Annotated in this window: 27 protein-coding genes; 17 read left to right on the top strand and 10 right to left on the bottom strand. The window is 60.1% G+C overall.

All coding sequences use genetic code 11. The annotated features are described in order from the left end of the window. Positions 1-10 precede the first annotated feature (10 nt). The 5 genes from coaD to GZ093_RS05280 form a co-directional block, all read right to left on the bottom strand. Positions 11-511 carry a pantetheine-phosphate adenylyltransferase gene (coaD, locus tag GZ093_RS05300; protein WP_296483080.1) on the bottom strand — a complete coding sequence of 167 codons (501 nt, stop codon included), beginning with the start codon at positions 509-511 and terminating at the stop codon, positions 11-13. Positions 512-595: 84 nt separating this feature from the next. Next, positions 596-1222, bottom strand: coding sequence for a 16S rRNA (guanine(966)-N(2))-methyltransferase RsmD (gene rsmD, locus GZ093_RS05295; protein ID WP_296483078.1), 627 nt, complete (start codon positions 1220-1222; stop codon positions 596-598). Positions 1223-1271: 49 nt separating this feature from the next. Continuing rightward, the gene (locus tag GZ093_RS05290; RefSeq protein ID WP_296483076.1) at positions 1272-2252 is read right to left on the bottom strand and encodes a YihY/virulence factor BrkB family protein; all 981 of its coding nucleotides are present in this window, start codon (positions 2250-2252) and stop codon (positions 1272-1274) included. A gap of 76 nt (positions 2253-2328) precedes the next feature. Next, positions 2329-3711, bottom strand: coding sequence for a pitrilysin family protein (locus GZ093_RS05285; RefSeq protein WP_296483072.1), 1383 nt, complete (start codon positions 3709-3711; stop codon positions 2329-2331). Between the two features lie 32 nt (positions 3712-3743). Further along, a complete protein-coding gene (locus tag GZ093_RS05280; RefSeq protein ID WP_296483069.1) occupies positions 3744-5273 on the bottom strand; it encodes a pitrilysin family protein in 1530 nt (509 codons plus the stop codon). A 29-nt stretch (positions 5274-5302) separates the two neighbouring features. On the opposite strand from GZ093_RS05280, the gene ftsY reads away from it, so the two are divergent. The 3 genes from ftsY (at position 5303) to GZ093_RS05265 (ending at position 8179) form a co-directional block, all read left to right on the top strand. Then, positions 5303-6397, top strand: coding sequence for a signal recognition particle-docking protein FtsY (ftsY, locus tag GZ093_RS05275; protein WP_296483066.1), 1095 nt, complete (start codon positions 5303-5305; stop codon positions 6395-6397). A gap of 76 nt (positions 6398-6473) precedes the next feature. Beyond that, positions 6474-7505: a GGDEF domain-containing protein gene (locus GZ093_RS05270; RefSeq protein ID WP_296483065.1), complete on the top strand. Its 1032-nt coding sequence runs from the start codon at positions 6474-6476 to the stop codon at positions 7503-7505. A gap of 2 nt (positions 7506-7507) precedes the next feature. Continuing rightward, entirely contained in the window at positions 7508-8179 is a 672-nt protein-coding gene (locus GZ093_RS05265; protein WP_296483062.1) for a carboxylesterase, read from the top strand. A 131-nt stretch (positions 8180-8310) separates the two neighbouring features. Here GZ093_RS05265 and GZ093_RS05260 read toward each other — a convergent pair whose 3' ends face one another. Beyond that, positions 8311-9033: a hypothetical protein gene (locus tag GZ093_RS05260; protein WP_296483061.1), complete on the bottom strand. Its 723-nt coding sequence runs from the start codon at positions 9031-9033 to the stop codon at positions 8311-8313. Between the two features lie 109 nt (positions 9034-9142). Between GZ093_RS05260 and GZ093_RS05255 the strand changes: the two genes are divergently transcribed. Continuing rightward, positions 9143-9598, top strand: a complete 456-nt coding sequence (locus tag GZ093_RS05255; RefSeq protein ID WP_296483058.1) for a MaoC family dehydratase — start codon at positions 9143-9145, stop codon at positions 9596-9598. Here GZ093_RS05255 and GZ093_RS05250 read toward each other — a convergent pair. Beyond that, positions 9575-10060 (bottom strand): tRNA (cytidine(34)-2'-O)-methyltransferase, encoded by a 486-nt coding sequence (locus GZ093_RS05250; RefSeq protein WP_296483055.1) that lies wholly within the window; start codon positions 10058-10060, stop codon positions 9575-9577. The two genes, GZ093_RS05255 and GZ093_RS05250, sit on opposite strands and share 24 nt — an antisense overlap. Positions 10061-10069: 9 nt before the next feature. Next, on the bottom strand, positions 10070-10774 hold the full coding sequence (locus GZ093_RS05245; RefSeq protein WP_296483053.1) for a phosphoribosyltransferase family protein: 705 nt from the start codon (positions 10772-10774) through the stop codon (positions 10070-10072). Between the two features lie 40 nt (positions 10775-10814). Here GZ093_RS05245 and GZ093_RS05240 point away from each other — a divergent pair, with 40 nt between their 5' ends. The 7 genes from GZ093_RS05240 to GZ093_RS05210 all read left to right on the top strand — a co-directional run bounded on the left by GZ093_RS05240 (position 10815) and on the right by GZ093_RS05210 (position 16604). Next, positions 10815-11702 carry a biotin synthase gene (locus tag GZ093_RS05240; RefSeq protein ID WP_296483050.1) on the top strand — a complete coding sequence of 296 codons (888 nt, stop codon included), beginning with the start codon at positions 10815-10817 and terminating at the stop codon, positions 11700-11702. Between the two features lie 147 nt (positions 11703-11849). Next, positions 11850-13055, top strand: a complete 1206-nt coding sequence (gene coxB / locus GZ093_RS05235) for a cytochrome c oxidase subunit II (protein WP_296483185.1) — start codon at positions 11850-11852, stop codon at positions 13053-13055. Between the two features lie 39 nt (positions 13056-13094). Beyond that, on the top strand, positions 13095-14714 hold the full coding sequence (gene ctaD, locus GZ093_RS05230) for a cytochrome c oxidase subunit I (RefSeq protein ID WP_296483047.1): 1620 nt from the start codon (positions 13095-13097) through the stop codon (positions 14712-14714). Between the two features lie 21 nt (positions 14715-14735). Beyond that, positions 14736-14846, top strand: a complete 111-nt coding sequence (locus tag GZ093_RS05225) for a cytochrome oxidase small assembly protein (RefSeq protein ID WP_296483044.1) — start codon at positions 14736-14738, stop codon at positions 14844-14846. Positions 14847-14849: 3 nt separating this feature from the next. Beyond that, positions 14850-15449 (top strand): cytochrome c oxidase assembly protein, encoded by a 600-nt coding sequence (locus GZ093_RS05220; RefSeq protein ID WP_296483041.1) that lies wholly within the window; start codon positions 14850-14852, stop codon positions 15447-15449. Further along, positions 15446-15667: a DUF2970 domain-containing protein gene (locus tag GZ093_RS05215; RefSeq protein ID WP_296483038.1), complete on the top strand. Its 222-nt coding sequence runs from the start codon at positions 15446-15448 to the stop codon at positions 15665-15667. The genes GZ093_RS05220 and GZ093_RS05215 overlap by 4 nt, the downstream gene beginning before the upstream one ends. A gap of 55 nt (positions 15668-15722) precedes the next feature. Continuing rightward, positions 15723-16604: a cytochrome c oxidase subunit 3 gene (locus tag GZ093_RS05210; protein WP_296483033.1), complete on the top strand. Its 882-nt coding sequence runs from the start codon at positions 15723-15725 to the stop codon at positions 16602-16604. 78 nt (positions 16605-16682) lie between these two features. On the opposite strand, the gene GZ093_RS05205 is transcribed toward GZ093_RS05210, so the two are convergent. Further along, complete coding sequence (locus tag GZ093_RS05205; protein ID WP_296483030.1) at positions 16683-16904, bottom strand: twin transmembrane helix small protein; 222 nt, start codon at positions 16902-16904, stop codon at positions 16683-16685. A gap of 15 nt (positions 16905-16919) precedes the next feature. Here GZ093_RS05205 and GZ093_RS05200 point away from each other — a divergent pair, with 15 nt between their 5' ends. Genes GZ093_RS05200 through GZ093_RS05180 form a run of 5 tightly spaced genes read left to right on the top strand, consistent with a single transcriptional unit; the run spans position 16920 to position 21060 of the window. Beyond that, positions 16920-17642 (top strand): SURF1 family protein, encoded by a 723-nt coding sequence (locus GZ093_RS05200; protein WP_296483028.1) that lies wholly within the window; start codon positions 16920-16922, stop codon positions 17640-17642. After that, positions 17593-18375 carry a hypothetical protein gene (locus GZ093_RS05195; RefSeq protein ID WP_296483025.1) on the top strand — a complete coding sequence of 261 codons (783 nt, stop codon included), beginning with the start codon at positions 17593-17595 and terminating at the stop codon, positions 18373-18375. The genes GZ093_RS05200 and GZ093_RS05195 overlap by 50 nt, the downstream gene beginning before the upstream one ends. 7 nt (positions 18376-18382) lie before the next feature. Beyond that, positions 18383-19558, top strand: coding sequence for a COX15/CtaA family protein (locus GZ093_RS05190; RefSeq protein WP_296483183.1), 1176 nt, complete (start codon positions 18383-18385; stop codon positions 19556-19558). Next, complete coding sequence (cyoE, locus tag GZ093_RS05185; RefSeq protein ID WP_296483022.1) at positions 19555-20451, top strand: heme o synthase; 897 nt, start codon at positions 19555-19557, stop codon at positions 20449-20451. The genes GZ093_RS05190 and cyoE overlap by 4 nt, the downstream gene beginning before the upstream one ends. A gap of 6 nt (positions 20452-20457) precedes the next feature. Further along, a complete protein-coding gene (locus GZ093_RS05180) occupies positions 20458-21060 on the top strand; it encodes an SCO family protein (RefSeq protein ID WP_296483018.1) in 603 nt (200 codons plus the stop codon). Between the two features lie 255 nt (positions 21061-21315). Here GZ093_RS05180 and GZ093_RS05175 read toward each other — a convergent pair whose 3' ends face one another. Beyond that, a complete protein-coding gene (locus GZ093_RS05175) occupies positions 21316-22317 on the bottom strand; it encodes a PEP-CTERM sorting domain-containing protein (RefSeq protein ID WP_296483015.1) in 1002 nt (333 codons plus the stop codon). Positions 22318-22730: 413 nt separating this feature from the next. Between GZ093_RS05175 and GZ093_RS05170 the strand changes: the two genes are divergently transcribed. Beyond that, on the top strand, positions 22731-23057 hold the full coding sequence (locus tag GZ093_RS05170; protein ID WP_296483012.1) for a hypothetical protein: 327 nt from the start codon (positions 22731-22733) through the stop codon (positions 23055-23057). Positions 23058-23217: the final 160 nt, after the last annotated feature.

Raw genomic sequence — 23217 nt, 5'->3', positions numbered from 1 at the left:
CGCCGCCGCCTCAGGTTTGGGCCAGACTGTGAACTTTTGCTATCAAACGCTCATTGACGTTGGGCGATACAAACTTGTCCACCTCGCCCCCGAGCGCGGCGATTTCTCGCACGAAGGTGCTCGAGATGAACTGGTACTTGTCGCTCGGTGTCAGGAAAACTGTTTCTACATCCGGCATCAGGCTGCGGTTCATGCCGGCGAGCTGAAATTCATAGTCAAAGTCAGTGACAGCGCGCAGGCCGCGTACCATCGCCTTGGCCCCCTGTGCCACCACAAAATCACGCAGCAAACCTGAGAAACTCTCCACCTGCACCTTCGGGTAGGCCTTGACTGCCTCACGCGTCATGGCCATGCGCTCCTCCAGGGAAAAGAGCGCCTTCTTGTGATAACCCGCAGCGACCGCCACGATGACGCGGTCAAACAACTGCGTTGCGCGCCGCACCACGTCTTCGTGGCCCAGGGTGATCGGATCAAAAGTGCCGGGGTAAACAGCAATCACGTGGTTGGCCATGGTTTGCCTCTCAGTGGGGTGATGGAAAAGCGCTTGGGCTCAATGAGTCCTTGGGGCTTGGTTGAAAACATGATGCCCCTGATCTCAGGTGCCTGACTCAATGCGCTTGAGCAGATGGGCATGAACAGCGCCCGCTTTCAGGTGCCGGTGCACTTGCAGGTCGACGCTCGCCAGTTGCGCGTCTGTCCACAGGATTGGAGCCTCCAAATAGACAAAACCACTGGGTGCCACGGCGCGGCCGGCGGCTTGCAGGGCGGCTTCAAACAGCACGGAGTCAAAGGGTGGATCCAAAAACACAGCGTCCATGCTGGCTGAGTCCAGGTGTTTCAAGGCCGCCACGCCATCACCCCGCACGATTTGCGTGGCGCTAGCCTGCAATTGCGTCTGAACGCGTTTGAGCTGTGCCACCAGGGCGGTGTCCTGCTCCACCAGCAACACTTCTTTGGCGCCGCGGGACGCGGCTTCGAAACCGAGGACCCCGGTACCGGCAAAGGCATCGATGCAGCGCCAGCCGGTCAGGTCCTGGCCGAGCCAGTTGAACAGGGTCTCGCGCACACGGTCCGGCGTCGGGCGCAGGCCCGGATGCTCGGCCACGGCGAGCTTGGTGCGCTTCCAGAGGCCGCCGATGATGCGGACCTCATGCGTCTGCGGGCTGCGCGGTCGGATGGGACGTGCGGGTCTCGGGGGTGCGGCGGATTTGTCTTTTTTCATCAGGCAAGTTGAGTTCGGAGAAAATTCTTGCGCCATGGTAGCGCGCCCACTAGCGCTCGGGCTCAGAGACGTCGTGGCTGGCTACGCGCAGGTCCTGACTTTTGGTGTCGGCCGTCGAAGTCACCCCACCCAGACGACTGGGCACGATGGCGACCGACTTGTGCTCGGGCTGCTTCGATTTGGAGCCATATTCGTGCGAGTAAACCCAGGTGAACTCGGCGCCGAGCAGAAAGATCTGCGCTGAGAAATAGACCCACACCAACAACAACACGAGGGAGCCGGCGGCACCAAAACTGGACGCTACGCCGGTTTTTCCCAGATACAGGCCGATCAGGAATTTGCCAATTTCGAACAACAGCGAGGTCACCGCCGCGCCCACCCACACATCGCGCCAGGCAATGCTGGCGCGCGGCATCAGCTTGTAGATCATGGCAAACAAAAAAGTGGAGATGGCAAATGAGACACTGAAAGTGAGCAGGTGCAACACCGTTTCCCAGCCCCGGAACAGGCCGTCACTCCACTTGCCCAGGGCTGCAATCACGGCGCTGACCACCAGCGACACCAGCAGCAAGAACACCAGGCCCAGCACCAGGCCAAAAGACAGCAGACGGGTGCGCAGTAACGCCCACAGACCGTTTTCCTTGACCGGGGCGGGCACACGCCAGATGCGGTCCAGGTCGCTCTGCAGCTCTGCGAACACCGTGGTCGCGCCAATCAGCAGTGTCGCGACGCTGATCACCGCTGCTAATATGTCCTGCGCCGGTTCCCGGGCGCTTTTCAGCAGCCCTTGCACCGCGATCGCGCCTTCCCAGCCAATGATGCCCTGGATCTGCGCCACGATTTCACCCCGCGCCGCTTCCGGGCCAAACACCAACCCCGCCACCGCGATCACAATGATCAGCAGCGGCGCCATCGAAAACAGCGTGTAGTAGGCCAGCGCGGCACCCATGCTCGGGGCGTAATCGTTGATCCACGCCGCGACTGATTTATTGATCAGGTTCCAGATTTGCTTGAGGTACAGGCCGTGCATTTGATGTTGCGGACCCCCCGGTTAAGAAAGGACGTCAGATAAATTGAGGCCCGAGTGTAGAGCGGCGCAAGACCTCTTATTGGCCGGTGTTCACCCCACCCAACACCACCGTCACCATCTTGTCTGGCTGCAGCTTGCGCTGAAATGCGGCCTTGATGTCTTGGGCCGTGACCTTCGCCACCTGCTGCGTCCAGGTCTCCAGGTAGTCCAGCGCGAGCCCATGCCAGGCGATGTTGGCCACGTTGCCCAGCAGCTTGCCGTTGCTGTCGATGCGAAGGGCAAAGCCGCCGATCAGGTTGTCTTTGGCCGCCTGGAGTTCGGCCTCGGTCGGGCCATCGGCAACAAAACGGCGAAGCACGTCGCGTGACACCTGCACGGCTTGCTCGGCCTGGTCCGGCCGGGTTTGCAGCCCCAGCGTGAACGCACCGGCATGCAAGCCGGGCGCAAAGTAGCTGTACACGCTGTAGCTCAGACCCCGTTTTTCGCGGACCTCGTTCGTCAGGCGCGAGACAAAGCCGCCACCGCCCAAAATGTAGTTGCCCACCGTCAGCGCAAAGTAATCAGAGTCCTGGCGCGTGAAGCCGGGTTGTCCGATGAGCACATGGGCCTGCGCCGAGTCGAATGAAATCTGTGTGGCGACGGGTTGGTCCAGCGGCACCACCTCCGCCACGGTCGGCAGCGCCGGGCAGGGGGCGTGCGCGGTGGGCAGGCGCGCCAACAACTGCGTCACCAGCGCGTCGGCCTGGGCCCGGTTGACCGCTCCCACCAGCGTCACCTTGGCCCGGCACGGGGCGATCAGGCGGGCATGCAGTGACTTCATATCCGACACGCTGATGCGCGCCAAGGTGGCCTCGGTCATCTCAAAGCCATAGGGATGCTGGCCGTAAACCGCCTTTTCGAAGGCGCGATTCGCCAGCGTTGCCGGGCGGGTGTTGGCTTCCTTGATGGCGGCGTTCAGGGTTTCACGCTCGCGCTGCCAGATCGCCTCGGGGAAGGCGGGCTCACCGAGTTGGCGGGCCGCGAGCTGCACCGCTTTGCCGAGCAATTCAGGGTAGCTGAGTGAACGCAGCGAAAAACTCATGCGGTCACTGCTGGCACCGGCGTGAAACGAGGCGCCCAGGTCCGCCCAGGCCTCACTCAAGGCGTTCTCATCCAGCGCGGGCTCAACGGCACCCGCACCGGTCACGTGGGCAGCACCTGCCCGAACGCCTTTGCTGCTCATGCGTGCGGTCACGCTGGCCAGCCCAGCCTGGTCGGCCGGGTCACGCCGACTACCGGCGTCAAAGTCGATTTGTAGGTCCAGCATGGGAATGCCGTGGCTCTGCACCAGATAGACCTGCGCGCCGGAGGCTTGCGCCCAGTGCTCAATGGGAATGCCCGCTTGCACAGGATTTATAAGAAATAAGGCTGTAGCCCCCGTCCATATTGCGTAAGCAGCTATATTTTTAAGAGTGATCATGAGGTGCGCTTTGATGGGTGTCAGGGGCTGCATCAATGCCGGGCACCGACTGGGGCCTGGCGCCGGGCGCGGGTTTTGTCCAGCGGTTGCGGCAACAACACGGCCACGGTCAACTGGTCATCGCCAAAATAACGTTGCGCCACGTCCTTGACCTGCTCTGCGGTGACAGCGCGCAAGCGCTCGATCAACAGCGCGTCAGCGTCCAGCGGCAGTCCTTGCACCCAGTTGCTGCCCAACTCCTGCGCCTGGTTGAAGATCGAGTCGAGCTTGTAGACCTCGCTCGCGACCCACTGGGTTTTGACGCGCGCAAGCTCAGTATCCAGCACGCCGTCGCGGGCAATGCGCGCCACTTGCGCGCGTAGCGCCAGCTCCACTTGCTCCGCCGTTTTTCCTTGGGAGGGCACACCAACCAGCATGAACAACTGGGGGCCCCGACCCCACAGGCCGTTGTCGGCGCCAACACTGTCAGCCACACGACCGTCGCCCTGGGTCAAGGCGCGCTCGAGCCGGGCACCGTTGTAGCCGTCCAGCACGGCAGCTAGCACGGTGAGCGCCAGCGCGTCAGCGTTCTCTTTTTCCGCATCCAAAGACGTCAAGGCGGGCACCTTGAAGGCCAGGCTCACATAGGCCTGTTCAGCCGGTGCCTTGAACGCCAGGCGTTTGAGGCCGACCTGTGCCGGCTCTTGCTGCGGCTTGCGCTCTGGCACGGCCCGCGCGGGCAAGACGCCGTAATATTTCTCAGCCAGTCGGCGCACCTGCGCCACGTCCACATCACCGGCCACCACCACCGCTGCGTTGGCCGGCACATACCAGCGTTGGTAAAACGCCCGTGCATCCGCGGGCGTCAAGGCTTCCAGGTCGCTCATCCAGCCGACGATGGGCCGCCGGTAGGGCGATGCCACAAACACAGCCGCGTTCAGCGCTTCATGCAACAGGGCGCGCGGGTTGTCTTCCGTGCGCAGGCGGCGCTCTTCCTTGACCACTTCGAGTTCTTTTTTAAACTCCTCATCCAGCCACTGGCTATGGCCGAAGCGGTCGGCCTCCAGTTTCATCACGTTTTCCAGCTGCTCGGCCGGTATTTGTTGGTAATAGCCGGTGTAGTCCTTGCTGGTAAAGGCGTTTTCGCGCCCGCCCAGGGCCGCCACCCGGCGCGAGAACTCGCCCGCTGGCACGGTCGGTGTGCCCTTGAACATCATGTGCTCCAGCACATGCGCCACGCCGGAGCTGCCGTCCACCTCGTCCATGGCGCCCACCCGCACCCACAGCATGTGGACGGCGGTGGGCGCACGTCGATCGGGTTTGACGATGACGGTCATACCATTGGCCAAGGTGAATTGTTCCACCGGGCTCGGGGCTTGCGCGTGAGCCGCCAGGCTGCCCGCTAGCAACAGGCCGTACCAGGGCAAGCGCTGCCACACAGCACGCGGCTGGGCACTGGAAGGGCCGTGCCGGTGGGGTCGAACTGACTGTTTCGCCCATGAAGTGACGACGGCTCGGAGCGAAAAACAGGAAAAATATTGATATATCAACGGCATGGGCACAGGGGAGGTGAGTCGTTTCATAGAATGCTGTGATTCTAAGAAGTTGCCTAATGTTCAGTTTTTTCAAAAAGAAATCGCCGCCCACCCCCGCCTTGCCAAAATCGCCGGCCTTTGCGCCCGGGCCAGACACCGCGGCAACAGCCACCGGCGGTGGCTCGTTGATTGGCAGTGCGCTGGTCACGCCGATCGATATTCCCGTGCCCGCCAGCGTGGTGCCCGAGCGGCAAAGGTGGCTGGACAAACTCAAAGCTGGCCTGGGCAAGACCGCCAACAGCATCTCCGGGGTGTTCAGTGGTACCCAGATTGACGAGGCACTCTATGAAGAGCTCGAAGGCGCGCTGCTGATGGCCGACACCGGCGTGGCGGCGACGCAGTACTTGCTCGATGACTTGCGACGCAAGGTCAAGGACAGCGGCATCACCCACCCGGTGGCACTGAAAAACGTGTTGGTGGCCAGCCTGACCCAGTTGCTGCTGCCGCTGGAAAAGCCGTTGGTGATCGGGCAGCACAAGCCCACCGTCATCATGGTCACGGGTGTCAACGGTGCGGGTAAAACCACCTCGATTGGCAAACTTACGCAGCACCTGGCCCTGCACGGCGCCAGTGTGTTGCTGGCTGCTGCGGACACGTTCCGGGCGGCCGCGCGTGAGCAACTGGGTGTCTGGGCGACGCGCGCCGGTGCCAGCACCCAGGCGAGCGGCCTGAGCGTGGAGATCATCAGCCAGCAAGGTGGTGATCCCGCCGCCGTGAGCTTTGACGCGGTCAGTGCGGGCAAGGCGCGCGGCATTGATGTGGTGCTGGTGGATACCGCCGGGCGCCTGCCCACCCAGATGCATTTGATGGAAGAATTGCGAAAGATCAAGCGCGTGGTGCAAAAGGCCGACGCTACGGCACCGCATGAAGTCCTGCTCGTGATTGACGGCAACACCGGTCAAAATGCCCTGACGCAAGTGAAAGCCTTTGATGCGGCATTGGGCCTCACGGGCTTGGTCGTCACCAAGCTCGACGGCACCGCCAAGGGCGGCGTGCTGGCCGCGATTGCGCGCGAGTGTCCGGTGCCGGTGTACTTCATTGGCGTGGGCGAGCAACTGGAGGACCTGGAGACGTTTAACGCGCGTGAGTTTGCGCAGGCACTGTTGGCCTGACGGCATCGACTTGTTGCCATTTCGGCATCAGAAGTAACCATCTAGGTGGAATGCTTCAACCAACTAAACTACGCGCATGTCACAACTCGTCGATAGGCTAGCCGACCTGACCGGCCTTCGGGACCGGGATGCGCTCGATCTGGCCCTGGTGACTGCCATCAATGATTTGCTACAGCCGAAGACAGTAGCGATCTACCGCGCTGTTGGTGAAACCGGCAACGAGCGCTGGCTGACTACCGCTCAGATCAAGGCGGGTGAGCCGGTGCCGACCGCTGACTCGGCGTGGTCCGATTTGCTCGCCCTGCCACGTCTGGCCGAACACCCGTTGCGCCAGCAGGCCGGCGCTGACAAGCAAGTGGTGCGGTCAGGACAATATCCCGGCATCACGGTATTTCCGGCGACCAGCAACCCCGGGGCGATCGGCGTGCTTGAGATCGTGAGCCAAGAGCCGCTGTCTGAGGAGGCGCACCGACTGGTCACTGGCGTGTTGCGCCTGTACCTCAATTTTCAAAGCCTGCTTGACTATGGCGAGCGCGATGCACTGACTGAACTGCTCAATCGCAAGACCTTTGATGGCGCCTTTTACAAAGCCACCCTGGCGCAACAAGTTGCCGTCGATTGCGCGCCCGACCAGCGGCGCGACACCTCATGCAGCGGCAGCTTCTGGCTGGCGATGATTGACATCGACCATTTCAAACGAGTCAATGACAACTTCGGGCACCTTATCGGCGACGAAGTGCTGCTGTTGCTGGCACGCCTGATGCGTGTCAGTTTTCGTTTTCACGACCAACTTTACCGTTTTGGTGGTGAAGAGTTTGTGGTGTTGATGCGCTGCAACGGCGAGGCTGAGGCCGCTGGCGCGTTGGAGCGACTGAGAACCAACACCGAGAACCACCTGTTTCCGCAGGTTGGCAACATCACCATCAGCATCGGATTTTCTGAAATAAAAACCGGTGATACGCCCAGTGGTGCCTTCGAGCGCGCCGACAAGGCGGTTTACTATGCCAAGGCGCATGGTCGCAACCAGGTGTGCAGCCATGCCGCCCTGATTGCCAGCGGTGCGCTGGTTGAGCAGGCCGCCAACGTTGGCGATATGGAATTATTCTGAATATGGCTAACCTTCTTGACCGCATCGAAATTGAATCCGACCCAGAGCCCACGGCGGCCGTCATCTGGCTGCACGGCCTGGGCGCCGATGGCAACGACTTTGCCGCGCTGGTGCCCGAGCTGGACTTGCGCGCCTGCCCACCGATCCGCTTTGTCTTTCCGCATGCGCCCAGCATGCCGGTCACGCTTAACGGCGGCTATGTCATGCCGGCCTGGTATGACATACGCGGCACCGATCTGGTGAGCCGTCAGGACGTGGCCGGCATCCAGAAATCCGCGCTGGCCATTGCCGCTTTGATCGACCACGAGGCGGCACGTGGCATCCCTTACCAGCGCATCGTGCTGGCAGGCTTCTCGCAGGGCAGCGCCATGGCGCTGCACACGGGTCTGCGTTTCAAGCAACGGCTGGCCGGCATCATGGGGCTGTCGGGCTACTTGCCGCTGGCCGACACCTTTGCCAGCGAGCGCAGCGCGGCCAATGCCTGCACGCCCATCTTCATGGCGCACGGCAGCCAGGACCCGGTGGTGGCACCGGCTCGGGGTGAGGCTTCGCGCGATCTGCTGGTCGGCCTGGGTTACCCGGTGCAGTGGCACAGCTACCCGATGCCCCACAGCGTCCATCCGCGTGAGGTCGCCGATATCTCGCTTTTCCTGGCCGACGTGCTGGGTCAATAAGCCGGACCCGAATCGGGTCACCGCATGATTTTTGGAGCCGATTTCAATCCATTGGCTTTCAGAAATGCTACTTAATAGGTAGCGATATGTCCTTATTGAACGGGGGCTGCAGCCCGTTTTGTCATAAATTATTAGTCTTGCTGCAGCGCTCGGTCCTGCACCCTCGCGTGCTGCTTTGCGAGCAGCCGCGCGCCCCAGCCCAGCGCCAGCAGCATCACCAGGGCGCCGAGCTTGTGGGTCAGGTTCCCCAGCAGGTGCGCTTTGGCCAGCAGCCCCAGGCTGCTCAAGAGGTAAATCCAGTCGTGGCCGCCAGCCTCGCCGGTGCGGCCTGACAGCAGCATGAGTTGCGGCACCAGCGCGTCATAGATATAGGGGGCAACGTCGAGCAGCGACACGCCCAAAAACCACAGGCCAACCGAGGCGCCAAAGGGGTCGCGGTTTTTGAACAGCAGCGCGCCCGCCATGATCAGCGGCATGAGCAACTGGCCCAAGGTGCCGCCCAGCACGGTGAACCACTCGCCAAACGCCATGAAAATCACGTGGCCCGCTTCGTGGAACACCAGCAAAGGCCGGTGGAGGAAGGAGTCCATGAATTCACCCGTGCGCCAATCCAGCGTAATCAATACCCAGCTCCACAGCGCCAGTGCGGCCAGCAGCGCCACCCGGCTCCAAAAGTGCATGGCGTCAAACGGGCCCGGCATCTGGGTGAGCGGCTCCATCCAATCGGCGGCGGTGTCGGGCCAAGCGGGTGCATCACGTGGCCTGGGCACAGGCCGACGCACCGTTTGCCCCACTTTGGCAAGGATCACGCCGCAGCGCGGACAACCCGCGGGCAGCGTCTGGTCTTGTGGCAAGGGCTGATGGCCGCACTTGGGGCAGCGGCTGAAGCGGGGGCTGAGGCTATGAGTCATATTTGTCACGCAGCTGACAAGTCGCTCATCAGTGGATCGTTACAGTGTCGCCATGAAAACATTTCAAACTCTCTCCGAAATCTCAAAGCTGACCGGCCAGGAAGTGGCCATCAGCGACTGGATCACCATTACGCAGGAACAGGTGAACCAGTTCGCGCAGGCCACCGGCGATCACCAGTGGATCCATGTGGACGTCGAGAAGGCCAAGACGGGACCCTTTGGCGGCACCATCGCGCACGGTTTTTTGACCCTGGCGCTGATTCCGCGGTTCTTTGAGTCGTCCTTGCGCATTGTGCAAACCCGTCTCAGTGTGAATTATGGGCTGAACAAGGTTCGCTTTACAGCGCCAGTGCCGGTGGGGAGTCGCCTGCGCGCCCGCATGACATTGCTCAGCAGTGAGCCGATTGATCAGGGCGGCGTCCAAATGACCTGGCAGGTGGCGATCGAGCGTGAGGGTACGCTCAAGCCGGTGTGCGTGGCCGAGTCATTGGCGCGGCACTACCCGTGAAGCGCCAAAGGCGCTCTGGCGCCAGGCTTCAAACACGGTGACCGCCACGGCATTTGACAAATTCAGGCTGCGCTGACCTTCGATCATGGGCAGCTTCAGGCACTGAGCGGGGGTAAATGATTGGCGCACAGCGTCACTCAGACCCTTGGTTTCAGACCCGAACACCAGCCAGTCACCCGGCGAAAATTGCGCCTCATAGACACTGCGGCTGGCGCGGGTGGTCAGGGCAAACAGCCGCTCGGGTGGGGGCTGCTCGCTCGCCAGAAAACTCTGCCAGTTGGCGTGGCGTTTGAGCGTGGCGTACTCGTGGTAATCCAGTCCGGCGCGGCGCATGTGCTTGTCGTCCATCGAGAAGCCGAGTGGCTCGATCAGGTGCAAGGTGCAGCCGGTGTTGGCCGACAGGCGAATGATGTTGCCGGTGTTGGGGGGGATCTCGGGTTCGACCAGAACGATATGAAACATGGGGTGATGTTATTCGGTGCGCGCAATCACCAGGCCCGTGATGTGCGCAGCACCCGCTGCCCGCAGTGCCCGCGCCGCGCAGGAGAGCGAGGCGCCACTGGTCATCACATCGTCCACCAGCACCACGCGCGTGCCCTTGAGTTGCGGGATCCGCAACGGATCGACGGCAAACGCGTCCTTCAGGCTGTCCAGTCGCCCGGGGCGTTTGAGCGTGCTCTGCGCCGGCGTGTCCTTGATGCGCAGCAACAGGCGACGGTCGGTCTTGTTCGGCGCGAGACGGTGCGCCAGCATCAGGGCCTGGTTGAAGCCGCGCGTTTGCAGGCGTTGGCTTGACAGGGGCATGGGCAGCACGAAGTCGGCCGCGTCCAGGGCCGGTTCCACCCAGGGTATGCTGCGCAGCAACAGGGCGAAAGCATGGGCCAGGCCGGGATGGTCGTGAAATTTGTAGTCGACGATCAAGTCCGACCAGGGAAAAGCATAGGCCACTGCCGCCAGGCAGGCGTCCAGTGGTGGCGGGCCGGTGACACAAGCGCCGCAGCGACGGACCTGCGACGGTACCGGTAGCGCACAGGTCTCGCACCGCGGTTGCGGCTGAGCGAAGCGACTCACACAGGCTTCGCAGATCGGCTGCGCGGGCCAGGCATGGCAGACCCGGCATTGGCTGGGCAGCAGATTGAAGACCCGGGACGCCCCGGTGAGCAAGCTGGAAAACATGGAGTCAATATACTCTGGCGACTCTATTACTGCCTGTCTTATGTCCACTCAACGACCCCCCACCATTGATCCTCAAGCGGCCCAGCGCTGGCAACAGATGCCGCCCGCGCCGTCGCCGTGGCTGCACGAGGAGGTCGCGCGGCGCATGCAGGAGCGGCTCGACTGGATCAAGTGCCAGCCCACCCATTGGGCCCATTGGGCGCCCGTGCGTGGTGGCTTGCAGGCGCATGCGCTGTTGGCGCAGCGCTATCCCTCTGCTGAGTGTTATGTCGCTGAAGCCCTCAAGGAAAGTGCACAGTACGCTGCAAAAAAAATAGCAAAACCGTGGTGGAAGCCGACCCGCTGGAGCGCCGCTGCAACGCAGTACGCGATGCCCGGCGAGGGCGCGGTGCAAATGTTGTGGGCCAATATGACGCTGCATATGGCGCCCGATCCGCAAGCCCTGATGGCGCAATGGCACCGGGCGCTGGCCGTGGATGGGTTCCTGATGTTTTCCTGTCTGGGCCCCGATACCTTGCAGGAGTTGCGTGCCCTTTATCAGTCCTTGGGCTGGCCGGCGCCCTCGCACGAGTTCACCGATATGCATGATTGGGGCGACATGCTGGGTGCGGCTGGTTTTGCTGAGCCGGTGATGGACATGGAGCGCATCACCTTGACCTTTGAGTCGCCCCACCGCCTGTTGCAGGAGTTGCGTGGCCTGGGGCGCAATTTGCAGCCGCTGCGATTCCCAGGCCTGCGGGGTCGGAAGTGGCGTGAGCAATTGCATCGGGAACTGGCGCGCGCGCCGCTGCAACTGACCTTCGAGGTGATATATGGACACGCCTTCAAGCCGGCGCCGCGTTTGACGGTGCGCGCTGAAACCGTGCTTTCTCTAGCTCAAATGCGTGAAACCTTGCACCAGCGCAAAAGTTTTTCCAGAAATCCTTGAGAAAAGGGCTTGACAAGACGCTGAGTGCAAAAAAGTGTGAATTACAATCTCGAACGCAATGGGGTGGCGCTGACTGGGGACAACCGGTGATCGTTGGCGATGTTGGTGTCGATCAGGCAATTTCGAGGCAATAAAAAAGTGAACATGATCAAGCGCATTTTTAATGGATTGGCGGCTACCCTGTTGGTCGCAAGTGCCTGGGCGGGTACGGTCGCTTTCACGGCGGCGCAGGCTGTCAGCGACTTGCCGGGCGGTCCAGCCGTGCGGCAACTCAATTTGCACCCGGCGGTGACCAAAATTGCCGAAGAACAGGCTTGGCTGCACTGGTTCATGCTGATACTTTCCACCGCCATATTTGTGGCGGTGTTCGCGGTCATGTTCTATTCCATCTGGAAACACCGCAAGTCGGTCGGACACAAATCAGCCAATTTCCATGAATCGGTCACCGTTGAAATCATCTGGACGATCGTGCCATTTGTCATCGTGATCTTGATGGCGCTGCCCGCCACCAAAGTGGTGGTGGCCATGAAAGACACCACCAATGCCGACCTCACCATCAAGGTCACCGGCATGCAATGGAAGTGGGGCTACGATTACCTCAAGGGCGAAGGCGAGGGCATTGGCTTTCTCTCCGCGCTTGATCCAACGCAGCGCGAAATGTCAAATAATGGCGGCCCCAATGCGGGTGAACAGGTGGACGATTACCTGCTGAAGGTCGATCACCCGATGGTCGTTCCCGTCAACAAGAAAATTCGCATCATCACCACTGCCAACGACGTCATTCACTCCTTCATGATCCCTTCGTTTGGCATCAAGCAGGATGCGATTCCTGGCTTTGTGCGCGACACCTGGTTTCGGGCTGAAAAAATCGGCGACTATCACGGCCAGTGTGTTGAGTTGTGTGGGAAGGAGCACGCCTACATGCCGATCCATGTGAAGGTGGTGTCAGCCCAGGATTACACCCTGTGGGTCAATGAAGAAATGAAGAAGTTGGCCGCGCTGGCCGACGACCCCACCAAAGTCTGGACGGCAGAAGAGTTGTTTGCCCGCGGTGAAAAAGTCTACGCTGCCAACTGCGCCGCCTGCCATCAGGCCAATGGCAAAGGTGCCGGTCCAATCAAGGCGCTTGATGGCTCCGCTGTGGTGCTGGATGCCGACAAGAGTCAGCAACTTACCGTGCTGCTCAATGGCCGCACGGTGGTGCTGCCCGACGGAACGCCCAATGTGATGCCGGCCTGGAAGCAACTGAGCGACGCCGAGATTGCCGCTGTCATTACGTACACCAAGAACAACTGGTCCAACAAGACTGGCCAAATGGTGCAACCGTCGGATGTGACGGCGGCACGCAAGTAAACGGCGCCACTTAAAACAAGTATCGAGAAGGAAATCAGCATGAGTGCCGTTCTAGACCACCACGACCACGTTGAGCATGACCACCACAGCCACGCACCGGCAGGCTGGCGCCGCTGGGTTTACGCGACCAACCACAAGGACATTGGTACTTTGTACATGATGTTCAGCTTGACCATGCTGATGATCGGCGGTGTGCTGGCCCTGATGATCCGGGCTGAGTTGTTTCAGCCGGGCCTGCAATTGGTGAATCCTGAATTGTTCAATCAGCTCACCACCATGCACGGCATCATCATGGTGTTTGGCGCCATCATGCCGGGCTTTGTCGGCTTCGCCAACTGGATGATTCCGCTGCAAATTGGCGCCTCGGACATGGCCTTTGCCCGCATGAACAACTTCAGCTTCTGGCTGATGATTCCGGCCGCCCTGATGCTGGTCGGATCGTTCTTTATGCCGGGCGGTGCACCCGCCGCCGGCTGGACCCTGTACGCGCCATTGACACTGCAAATGGGTCCGAGCATGGACGCCGGTATTTTTGCCATGCACCTGCTGGGTGCGAGCTCCATCATGGGCTCGATCAACATCATCGTCACCGTGCTCAACATGCGCGCGCCGGGCATGACCCTGATGAAAATGCCGATGTTCTCGTGGACTTGGCTGATTACCGCGTATTTGCTGATCGCCGTGATGCCGGTGCTGGCCGGGGCCATCACCATGACCTTGACCGATCGTCATTTCGGCACCAGTTTTTTCAACCCGGCGGGTGGCGGTGACCCGGTGATGTACCAGCACATCTTCTGGTTTTTCGGTCACCCGGAGGTCTACATCATGATCTTGCCAGCCTTCGGCATCATCAGCCAGATCGTGCCGGCATTTGCGCGCAAAAAGTTGTTTGGCTACGCGTCCATGGTGTATGCCACCTCCAGTATCGCGATCCTGTCATTCATTGTGTGGGGTCACCACATGTTCTCCACCGGCATGCCGGTGACCGGCCAGTTGTTCTTCATGTACGCCACCATGTTGGTGGCGGTGCCGACGGCCGTGAAGATTTTCAACTGGGTGGCCACGATGTGGCGGGGTTCCATGACCTTTGAGACCCCGATGCTGTTTGCGGTGGGCTTCATCTTCGTGTTCACCATGGGCGGCTTTACCGGCCTGATTCTGGCCATGGCCCCGATTGACATCCAGGTGCAGGATACCTATTACGTGGTGGCCCACTTTCACTATGTGCTGGTGGCCGGTTCCCTGTTTGCCATGTTTGCCGGCTATTACTACTGGTCACCGAAGTGGACCGGTGTCATGTACAGCGAAACACGCGGCAAGATCCACTTCTGGTGGTCGCTGATTGCGTTCAACGTCACTTTCTTTCCGATGCACTTTCTGGGCTTGGCGGGTATGCCGCGTCGCTACGCCGACTACCCGATGCAATTTGCCGATTTCAACGCCCTGGCTTCGGTGGGTGGTTTCTTCTTTGGCTTTGCCCAGGTTTTCTTCCTGTTCTTCATCGTGATTCCGACGATGATGGGCAAGGGCCAAAAAGCCCCGCAAAGGCCTTGGGAAGGCGCTGAAGGCCTGGAATGGGAAGTGCCTTCGCCAGCACCGTTCCACACCTTTGAGACGCCGCCGAAGCTCGACGCCACAGCCACCCGGGTCATTGCCTAGTCGATGAAGATTGGAAACGCGATGACACCCGAGCAAAAAAAATCCAACCTGAAGACGGGACTGATCCTGGCATCGGTGGCAGTCGCTGTCTTTGTTGGGTTCATGGTCAAGATGGTTCTTCTGGGTAAGTAGTGCATGACTCTAAGGCGTGAAAATATTCGAATGGTTGGCAAGTTGGCGGTCGTGGCCGTCGGCATGTTTGCGTTCGGCTACGCGCTGATTCCCATCTACAAGGCGGTTTGCGAGGCCACGGGCATCAATATTTTGGCACTCGGCGAGCGACAGATTCCAGGTGCCAAGGCGTCTTTGCCCGCCAATACCCAGGTGGACACCAGCCGCACCATCACGGTCGAATTTGATGCCAACGCGCGCGGCCCGTGGGAGTTCAAGCCGGCGCAGCGTTCGCTGCAGGTGCACCCTGGTGAAATGGCCACGGTGATGTACGAGTTTCAGAATGTGCAAAACCGGCGCATGTCGGCGCAGGCCATTCCCAGTTACGCGCCGGTGCAGGCCAGCACGCACTTCAACAAGCTGGAGTGCTTTTGCTTCAAGCAGCACACCCTGGAGCCGGGCGAAAAGAAAGTCTGGCCGGTGGTGTTCGTGATCGATCCCAAGTTGTCCAAAGACGTGAAGACCATCACGCTGTCCTACACATTTTTTGAGGTCGGGGGCAAAACGCCGGCGGCTCCGGTGGCTAATGCGGCCGCTCATGTGAGTACCGGCGCCGGCTCATGAGTAACCTGGAGGAAAGGCCTAGCCCTGCGGCGGCCGGTTCATTCTTTCGGACCATCAAAATGGTGGCTTGGTCGCTGCTGGGAATTAGAAAAAATAGCGAGTTAGAAAAGGATGCGGCGCAAGTCAATCCGCTGCACGTCATTGTGGTGGGTGTGGTGACGATCATCATTTTGGTCGTTGGCCTGATCGTGCTGGTGAACGTGGTGGTTGCCAAGTAAGGCGCAAGCCGGAACCGCAGGAAGATTAAACAGAACTGGAAAGAACGGAGCCGATATGAGTTCAACAATCAACGCTACAACCCCGCACTATTTTGTGCCCGGCCCCTCGCGGCATCCGTTTTTTGCCGCCGCCGGCCTGTTCTTTGTCCTGCTGGGCGCCAGCCAGTGGATCAACGGCGCCGAGTGGGGCAAGTATTGCTTTTACTTCGGTTTGCTGTGGTTTGCTGTGGTGTTGTACCAGTGGTTCAGCGAATCGGTGCGGGAGAGCGAAGATGGCCAGTATGGGCACCGGATTGACTCGTCTTATCGCTGGGCCATGAGTTGGTTCATCTTCTCCGAAGTAATGTTTTTCGGTGCGTTTTTCACCGCCCTGTGGTGGACGCGTGCTCACTCCATACCCGACTTGGGCAGTTTGGAGAACAGCCTGCTCTGGCCTGATTTCAAAGCCCTATGGCCGACTCTGGCCGCGGGTGTGACCGGCTCGCCAGCGGGCATCGTGGAGCCGTTCCAGACCATGACGCCTTTTTGGTTGCCCACGATCAATACCGCGATCCTGCTGAGCTCCGGCGTCACGCTGACCATCGCGCACCATGCACTGGTCAAAGCGAACCGCAGCAGAGCGGTTGTCTTCATGTGGCTCACGGTGTTGCTGGGTATCGTGTTCCTGTTTGTGCAGGGCTATGAGTATTACCATGCCTACCACGAGATGAACCTGAAGCTGACGTCGGGCGTGTATGGCTCCACGTTCTTCATGTTGACCGGTTTTCACGGCTTCCATGTGTTTGTGGGCATGTTGATGCTGCTGTTCATCACGGTGCGCCTGCAGCGCGGCCATTTCACGGCCGAGCGGCATTTCGGTTTTGAAGGGGCGGCTTGGTACTGGCACTTTGTCGACGTGGTGTGGCTGGGCCTGTACACGCTGGTCTATTGGATTTAGACTGCCAATTGTTAGCTGTTTCACAAAGAAAAAGGCACCGTGCGGTGCCTTTTTTGATTGCTGGTGCTCTGAATCTGCCTACTGTCCTGCAGAAATGCCGTTCGGCTGGATCCACCCCAATTTCCAGCCCAGCAGGATGCTGGCAAAGAGCGCAATTGAAAGCCCCACCCGCCAAGCCAGTGCCAGCGCCATTTTTTGGTTTCTGGATTTTCCACTTGAGTCGCTTTTCATCATGAAAAAGAGGGCCACGCCCAAGCTGATGACGATGGCGACAAATGCAAGAATAGCGATGTATTTCATGGACTGGATTATCTCGTGAACAGGGGCTGGAGGTTTTGGCTGATCACTGCGCTGGCCTTGCTGTCGGCTGCTGGCACGCTCGCGCTGGGGCGATGGCAATTGTCGCGTGCCGCGCAAAAGCTCGCCATTCAGGCCAGCATGGACGCCAAGGCGGCCCTGTCAATCCTGGACGGGCGATCTCTGGCGGGGGGCGCTGATCCTTCGCTTGAGTTGCATCGCCGCGTTGCGCTACGCGGCGAGTGGATTTCCGATCGCACGGTGTTCCTGGACAACCGACCGATGAATGGCCGAACCGGTCTGTACGTGGTGACACCGATGCGGCTGCAGGACAGTGCGGCCGTGGTATTGGTTCAGCGCGGCTGGGTGGCGCGCGACTTCTTGGACCGCAGCCGTTTGCCCACGATTGAAACACCGGCCGGCGTGCGGGAGATCGTGGGTCATATTGCCCCGCCTCCGGCCAAGTTATATGAGCTGGGCGGCCCGGACGCCGGACTCATCCGTCAAAATATGGACTTGGCGCACTTTGCCGCCGAGACCGGTCTGGCCCTGCTGCCGGTGTCGGTGCAGCAGACGGATGCTGCCAGCGATGGCCTGTTGCGTGACTGGCCGCGGCCTTCAGTCGGTGTGGAAAAACATTACGGTTATGCTTTCCAGTGGTTTGCCTTGAGCGGCCTGATTGCGATTCTTTATGTCTGGTTCCAAATTGTTAGACGATTCATTTACCCGCGCCGCGCCTGACGCATCCCCACAACGGGCCACCGGTCTGGCGGACCAACCGCTGGGCCTAACGGTGCATACCCTGCCTTCACCTGCGCGCGCCATGGATGCCGAGGTTCGGCGCACCGGCAGCGGGCGCTGGAAGATGCTGGCCGTCTTGCTGGTGTGTGCCGCGCCGGTGCTGGCCTCGTATTTCACCTTCTATGTGCTCCGGCCGGAGGGGCGGCGCAATTTTGGTGAGTTGATTGACCCCCAGCGTCCCTTGCCGGAGCAAGCCGTGGTCAGCCTGAGCGGGCAGACCAGCAGTCTCAAGGCACTGAAGGGCCAGTGGCTCTTGTTGAGTGTGGCCGGTGGTGCCTGCGATGAAGGCTGTAGCCGTCATTTGTACCTGCAGCGCCAGTTGCGCGAGGGTCTGGGCAAAGACAAAGCGCGGGTGGACTGGGTCTGGCTGATCCCCGACACCGATCCCGTGCCCGACCAACTGCTCCCTGCCCTGAAGGATGCCACGGTGCTGCGCGTCGACAGCCAAACCCTTTCAAACTGGCTGGCACCGGCCAGCGCTCATCAGTTGGCCGAGCATTTGTACCTGGTGGACCCCTTGGGCAACTGGATGATGCGTTTTCCGGCCAATCTGGATCTGGCCAATGCGGCCAAGGTCAAGCGGGACTTGGAGCGGCTGCTGCGCGCCTCCAACTCCTGGGACCAGCCGGGTCGCGCTGCGGTGACTGCGGCGGGAGCAGAGCATGCCAGGTAGCGACGCCATGACGGTGCAGGCCCTTTACGACCTGTCGCCCTTGATGCGCATGATGTTCTTCGGCGCCGTGCTGGCACTGGCCCCGATCACCTGGGTGTGGTTTCGGCATCGGCGCGCCTCGCCCTTGGGCCGGCTTCAGGCCTTGACGCTGCTGACCCTGTTCCTGACCTTTGATTTGGTCATGTTTGGCGCCTTCACCCGCTTGACCGACTCCGGGCTGGGCTGCCCGGACTGGCCGGGGTGCTACGGCAACGCCAGCCCGTTGGGGGCGCATGCGGCGATCACCGCCGCCCAAAATGCCATGCCTACCGGCCCGGTGACCTCCGGCAAGGCCTGGGTGGAAATGATTCACCGCTATCTGGCCACCAGTGTCGGTGCATTGATTTTGGTGCTGACGGCCGTGGCTTGGCTGGGACGCAGTGCGGGCGGGCGCAAGATGCAGGTGCAGCCGATCAGGCCGTGGTGGCCCACTTTGACTCTGCTCTGGGTCTGCATTCAGGGAGCCTTTGGCGCGCTGACTGTCACGATGAAGCTTTTCCCCGCTATCGTGACCTTGCACTTGCTTGGTGGCCTGGTTCTGTTGGCCCTGTTGTGCGTCCAGGCGGTGCAGTTTGCGCGGTTGGAAGGAAAAATGGAGCCAGTGGCCATTGACCCGGGTTTGCGCTGGCTGCTGGGGCTGTCTCTTACAGGGCTGGTGCTGCAAGCTGCCCTGGGCGCCTGGGTCAGCTCCAATTACGCCGTGCTGGCCTGCACCGACTTTCCCAAGTGCCAGGGCAGTTGGTGGCCGCTGATGGACTTCCGGGAAGGTTTTGAGTTCTGGCGCCATCTCGGTGTCACCGCGAGCGGCGAGTACATCAGCTTTGCGGCACTGACCGCCATTCACTATGTGCACCGCCTGATGGCGTTCCCCGTGCTGGCGCTGCTCGGCCTATTGGCATGGCGGCTGAACCGCGTGGTCGCGCTGCGCAACCCGTCGCGTTGGATCGCTGCTTTGAGCGGTCTGCAACTGGCGACCGGTTTGAGCAACGTGGTGCTGGACTGGCCGTTGATGGCCGCCGTCTTGCACACCGGCGGTGCCGGCGCTCTGGTTGTGGTCCTGACCTGGACGGTGGCTGCCAGCCGCACGGGCACGAGGGTAGAGGCGGCAGTTCCAAAACTCACGACATTGAGACAGACCGCATGAGTGCCAATGTCCTGAGTGTGGAGGTCTCTGTGTTCAAGCAGTTCTATGCCCTGACCAAGCCGCGCGTGATCCAGTTGATTGTGTTTTGCGCCCTGATCGGCATGGTGCTGGCGGTGCCGGGTCTGCCGACGTGGGCTGAGCTTGAGCTGGCACTGGTCGCTTGCCTGGGCATCTGGCTGGTGGCGGGCGCCGCAGCGGCCTTCAACTGCATTGTTGAAAAAGGCATTGACGCCAAGATGAAGCGCACCGCCTGGCGGCCGACCGCACGGGGCGAACTGGCCGATTGGCAGACCTTGCTGTTTTCGGCCGTGCTGTGCGCGGCGGGCTCTGCGCTGCTGTATTTTTGGGTCAACCCGTTGACCATGTGGCTGACGTTTGCCACCTTCATCGGCTATGCGGTGGTGTACACGGTGATTTTGAAGCCGCTGACGCCGCAGAACATTGTGATTGGCGGTGCCTCGGGTGCCATGCCGCCGGTGTTGGGCTGGGCCGCCATGGCGGGCAACGTCGGGCCTGAAGCCATGATCTTGTTTCTGATCATCTTCTTGTGGACGCCGCCGCATTTCTGGGCACTGGCCCTGTACCGGGTGGAAGACTACCGCAAGTCGGGCTTGCCGATGCTGCCAGTGACGCACGGCAGTGAGTTCACCCGCTTGATGGTGCTGCTCTACACCTTCATCTTGTTTGCGGCCTGTTTGATGCCGTATATCTACGGCATGAGTTCCTGGCTGTACCTGATGGCCGCTGTCGTCCTGAATTTCGGTTTTTGTCTGTATGCCTTCTATCTTTGGCGCGATTACTCGGACCTGTTGGCGCGCAAGACCTTCCGTTTCTCGCTGATCCATCTGAGCCTGCTGTTTGCCGCCTTGCTGCTGGATCACTATCTGCTTTGACATCCAATGAACAAACGAAACGCTCTTAAATTAATAGCTACTTACGCCCTATTGACGGGGGCTACGGGCTTTATTTCTGCCTGTTCCAAAGAGGGGCCGAGTTTTGTCGGGATTGACCTGACCGGCGCCGATTACGCCAAAGACTTTGCCTTGACCGACCATAACGGCCAGCCCAGGACCCTGAAGGACTTCGCCGGCAAGGTGGTGGTGATGTTCTTCGGTTATGTGCAGTGCCCGGATGTCTGCCCCACCTCGATGGCTGAACTGGCCGAGGTGAAACGCTTGCTGGGCAAAGATGGCGAACGCGTGCAGGGTTTGTTCGTCACGGTTGATCCAGCGCGTGACACGCCCGAAGTGCTCAAAGGCTATATGGCAGCCTTTGACCCCACCTTTCTGGCGCTTTACACCACCCCTGAAAAGCTGGCGGAGCTGGCCAAAGACTACAAGGTCTATTACAAAAAAGTGGAGGGTCCCACGCCCACCAGCTACTCCATGGACCATTCGGCGGGCAGCTACGTGTACGACACGCAGGGCAAATTGCGTCTGTACAACCGTTATGGCAGCGGCGCCGCGGTGCTGGCAGCCGACATCAAGTTGTTGTTGCGGTAGGGTAGCGAATGCTATCTAAAACATAGCTATTAAAATTCAGTTGACGGGGGCTTGAGGTGTTTGTGGTCCCCGATTCGGTCTGATGCCGAACTTGCCAAGAAGCTCCGCCGGCGTTGAACTGCCCCCCTCCAAGGCGCTTGTCACCAGCGCGGCATTCAACCCGTGCCTGACTCAACCGCATTGCGCTGGGCCGTCTAGTTGAATGCCCTTTCCTCTCGAATTGCTGCAATTTCAACCAAAAACATCTGCTCCCGTTCAGGCCATCCTCAGGCGCAGCCCGAACAGGCCAACCAATCCGACACCCAACAGAAGCAGGGTGGTTGGCTCGGGTACGCCGTTATCCGGCGGCGGCGGAGCCAGAAAGCCTTGCACGATGACAACCTGATTGCTGCCACCAAATGTCGAAAACAGGAAATCACCGGTCACGGGGTCAATCGCCGCGCCCTCCGCGCCAGTAAGGCCGGTCAAAAAATCCCGACGCGTGCTGACCAGGGGGTTTCCAAAGGCATCCACATCATAGGCACCCACCGTTCCTGCCGAGTACTCCGAGATCAACATGCTGTTGGATGCAAAGCCTGCGTTTCCTGCAGTGATATAGACAAAACCTTCGGGACCACCAGGAACGCTCTGGACACCCAGTGCAAACAGATCGAGATCCTCTTGCACCACGGCAGAAATGCCATAGGTACCTAGTCCATCGGGCGCATAGGTCGCGGTATAGAACTGCCCCCCAGACCAAGACACCAGTTTCATCTGGCCTGCGCCGCCAAAACCTGACGGCACAAAATTAAGGGCCGCATGAGAACCGGCGACACCCAAGGCGGCCAGATCAATGACCTTGTCTTCGTTGGTGCTGCCCGGCTTGGTTTGTCCCAGCTTGTTGACAGGCCACTGGGACGTAAAGAGAACGCCCCCCGGACCGAAGACAACGCCGCCATCGTTATATTCCCCAACAGTACCGAAGGCAGTGGCTGAACCGGAAAAACCAGTAACGTGATTACCCGCACCGCGGATCACATCGATCGCCCGCAGATTGCCGCTTGCCGTATTGGCCGCACCGCCTATTAGGATCGTGTCATTGTCTAAAAAGGTCAAGCCCCCGTAAAGCGTGGGAAGGCCGGGAACCGAACCGAGGCTCGTAGCGGTGTAAGCACCGAAATCCAGACCGAGTGTTATCGCTTGGGTCGCCCCGCTAGCGCCAAGCAAAACTGCCGCGGCACAAGCGGAACCGAGCGATCTTAAAGATAAATTTCTCATCATTTTTCTCCGTTTACGGGCTCAAGAAACCAAGCGGTGACAAGCCCGGTCTGCGCTTGTCAATACTCACTCCGCATCAATTGCGTGGTGTAGGCACAATTTGTGCCAATGAGTGTCGTTAGTAAAAAAATTGTTTGTTCTCAATAAGTTAGCGGCATATTCCACAATGCGTGGTCGAGGCATTGGTACGCAACTGTAAATTTCCCTGACAACTCGGATGCTGCCCAATCCACCGCGGAGAGCATCTAATCTTGAGAAGCGCTGCTTCGTCAGCCAGGCTCCGCCCTGATCGGACAGGGCGCTTGAGGCGACTGTGATTTGGTCAATTGGTGCGGGATTTCGCTTCCGGGGCATGCGCGTGCAGCTTGTATTGCGTTGATTCCGACGCAGTTGCTGGATTTGTTGACGCGGGATTGATCGAGACCGTCAGCCTCAACGAACTTTTGGCTTGCGACCGTCGGCTGGCGCCGCATGCCAGTGACGTGACCCGCCCGAGCGGTCTCCGGGGTGCCCAGATCGAGATTTTCAAAACCGTGCGGTGGCGGGCGTTGACCCTGCTGGACCCGCTGTGCGCCGACCGCAGCCGCTACGTGCAGAACGTGGTGGACAGCCGGCTCAACGACGCCAGCAAGACGCGTGCGAAATGGGTCAGTCAGCCATGCGAGCGCTGGCTGGTCGAGTCCGATGCGCCCAGACCCGCTGCATTGTGCGCCGGACTCTGCGGACGATATAAAAAATAATACTTATATGTGCCCACCGTAGCGATGGTTCGGGCGGCCATAAAAATAGGAGTGAACTGAAGCATTTTGATAAAGCAACTTCTTTTCTGTAAATTTCCGAAATTTAGTTTTGGGTGTTGGTGATTTGCAGCGCTCAGGGCTTCATGGTTAGATAGATTTT

The sequence above is a fragment of the Rhodoferax sp. genome, assembly GCF_010365055.1.
GTDB lineage: Bacteria > Pseudomonadota > Gammaproteobacteria > Burkholderiales > Burkholderiaceae_C > Rhodoferax.
The sequence above is the reverse complement of the archived record's forward strand: the minus strand, read 5'-3'. Positions and strand labels throughout refer to the sequence as shown.

Coding starts and splice junctions, on each gene's coding strand:
- GZ093_RS05280 (WP_296483069.1), bottom strand. CDS start 5,273: ATGAAACGACTCACCTCCCCTGTGCCCATGCCGTTGATATATCAATAT.
- GZ093_RS05190 (WP_296483183.1), top strand. CDS start 18,383: ATGACGGTGCAGGCCCTTTACGACCTGTCGCCCTTGATGCGCATGATG.
- GZ093_RS05210 (WP_296483033.1), top strand. CDS start 15,723: ATGAGTTCAACAATCAACGCTACAACCCCGCACTATTTTGTGCCCGGC.
- ctaD (WP_296483047.1), top strand. CDS start 13,095: ATGAGTGCCGTTCTAGACCACCACGACCACGTTGAGCATGACCACCAC.
- rsmD (WP_296483078.1), bottom strand. CDS start 1,222: ATGAAAAAAGACAAATCCGCCGCACCCCCGAGACCCGCACGTCCCATC.
- GZ093_RS05215 (WP_296483038.1), top strand. CDS start 15,446: ATGAGTAACCTGGAGGAAAGGCCTAGCCCTGCGGCGGCCGGTTCATTC.
- cyoE (WP_296483022.1), top strand. CDS start 19,555: ATGAGTGCCAATGTCCTGAGTGTGGAGGTCTCTGTGTTCAAGCAGTTC.
- GZ093_RS05225 (WP_296483044.1), top strand. CDS start 14,736: ATGACACCCGAGCAAAAAAAATCCAACCTGAAGACGGGACTGATCCTG.
- coaD (WP_296483080.1), bottom strand. CDS start 511: ATGGCCAACCACGTGATTGCTGTTTACCCCGGCACTTTTGATCCGATC.
- GZ093_RS05180 (WP_296483018.1), top strand. CDS start 20,458: ATGAACAAACGAAACGCTCTTAAATTAATAGCTACTTACGCCCTATTG.
- GZ093_RS05265 (WP_296483062.1), top strand. CDS start 7,508: ATGGCTAACCTTCTTGACCGCATCGAAATTGAATCCGACCCAGAGCCC.
- GZ093_RS05285 (WP_296483072.1), bottom strand. CDS start 3,711: ATGATCACTCTTAAAAATATAGCTGCTTACGCAATATGGACGGGGGCT.
- GZ093_RS05220 (WP_296483041.1), top strand. CDS start 14,850: ATGACTCTAAGGCGTGAAAATATTCGAATGGTTGGCAAGTTGGCGGTC.
- GZ093_RS05270 (WP_296483065.1), top strand. CDS start 6,474: ATGTCACAACTCGTCGATAGGCTAGCCGACCTGACCGGCCTTCGGGAC.
- ftsY (WP_296483066.1), top strand. CDS start 5,303: ATGTTCAGTTTTTTCAAAAAGAAATCGCCGCCCACCCCCGCCTTGCCA.
- GZ093_RS05255 (WP_296483058.1), top strand. CDS start 9,143: ATGAAAACATTTCAAACTCTCTCCGAAATCTCAAAGCTGACCGGCCAG.
- GZ093_RS05290 (WP_296483076.1), bottom strand. CDS start 2,252: ATGCACGGCCTGTACCTCAAGCAAATCTGGAACCTGATCAATAAATCA.
- GZ093_RS05245 (WP_296483053.1), bottom strand. CDS start 10,774: ATGTTTTCCAGCTTGCTCACCGGGGCGTCCCGGGTCTTCAATCTGCTG.
- GZ093_RS05195 (WP_296483025.1), top strand. CDS start 17,593: ATGTCTGGTTCCAAATTGTTAGACGATTCATTTACCCGCGCCGCGCCT.
- GZ093_RS05240 (WP_296483050.1), top strand. CDS start 10,815: ATGTCCACTCAACGACCCCCCACCATTGATCCTCAAGCGGCCCAGCGC.
- GZ093_RS05205 (WP_296483030.1), bottom strand. CDS start 16,904: ATGAAATACATCGCTATTCTTGCATTTGTCGCCATCGTCATCAGCTTG.
- GZ093_RS05175 (WP_296483015.1), bottom strand. CDS start 22,317: ATGAGAAATTTATCTTTAAGATCGCTCGGTTCCGCTTGTGCCGCGGCA.
- GZ093_RS05250 (WP_296483055.1), bottom strand. CDS start 10,060: ATGTTTCATATCGTTCTGGTCGAACCCGAGATCCCCCCCAACACCGGC.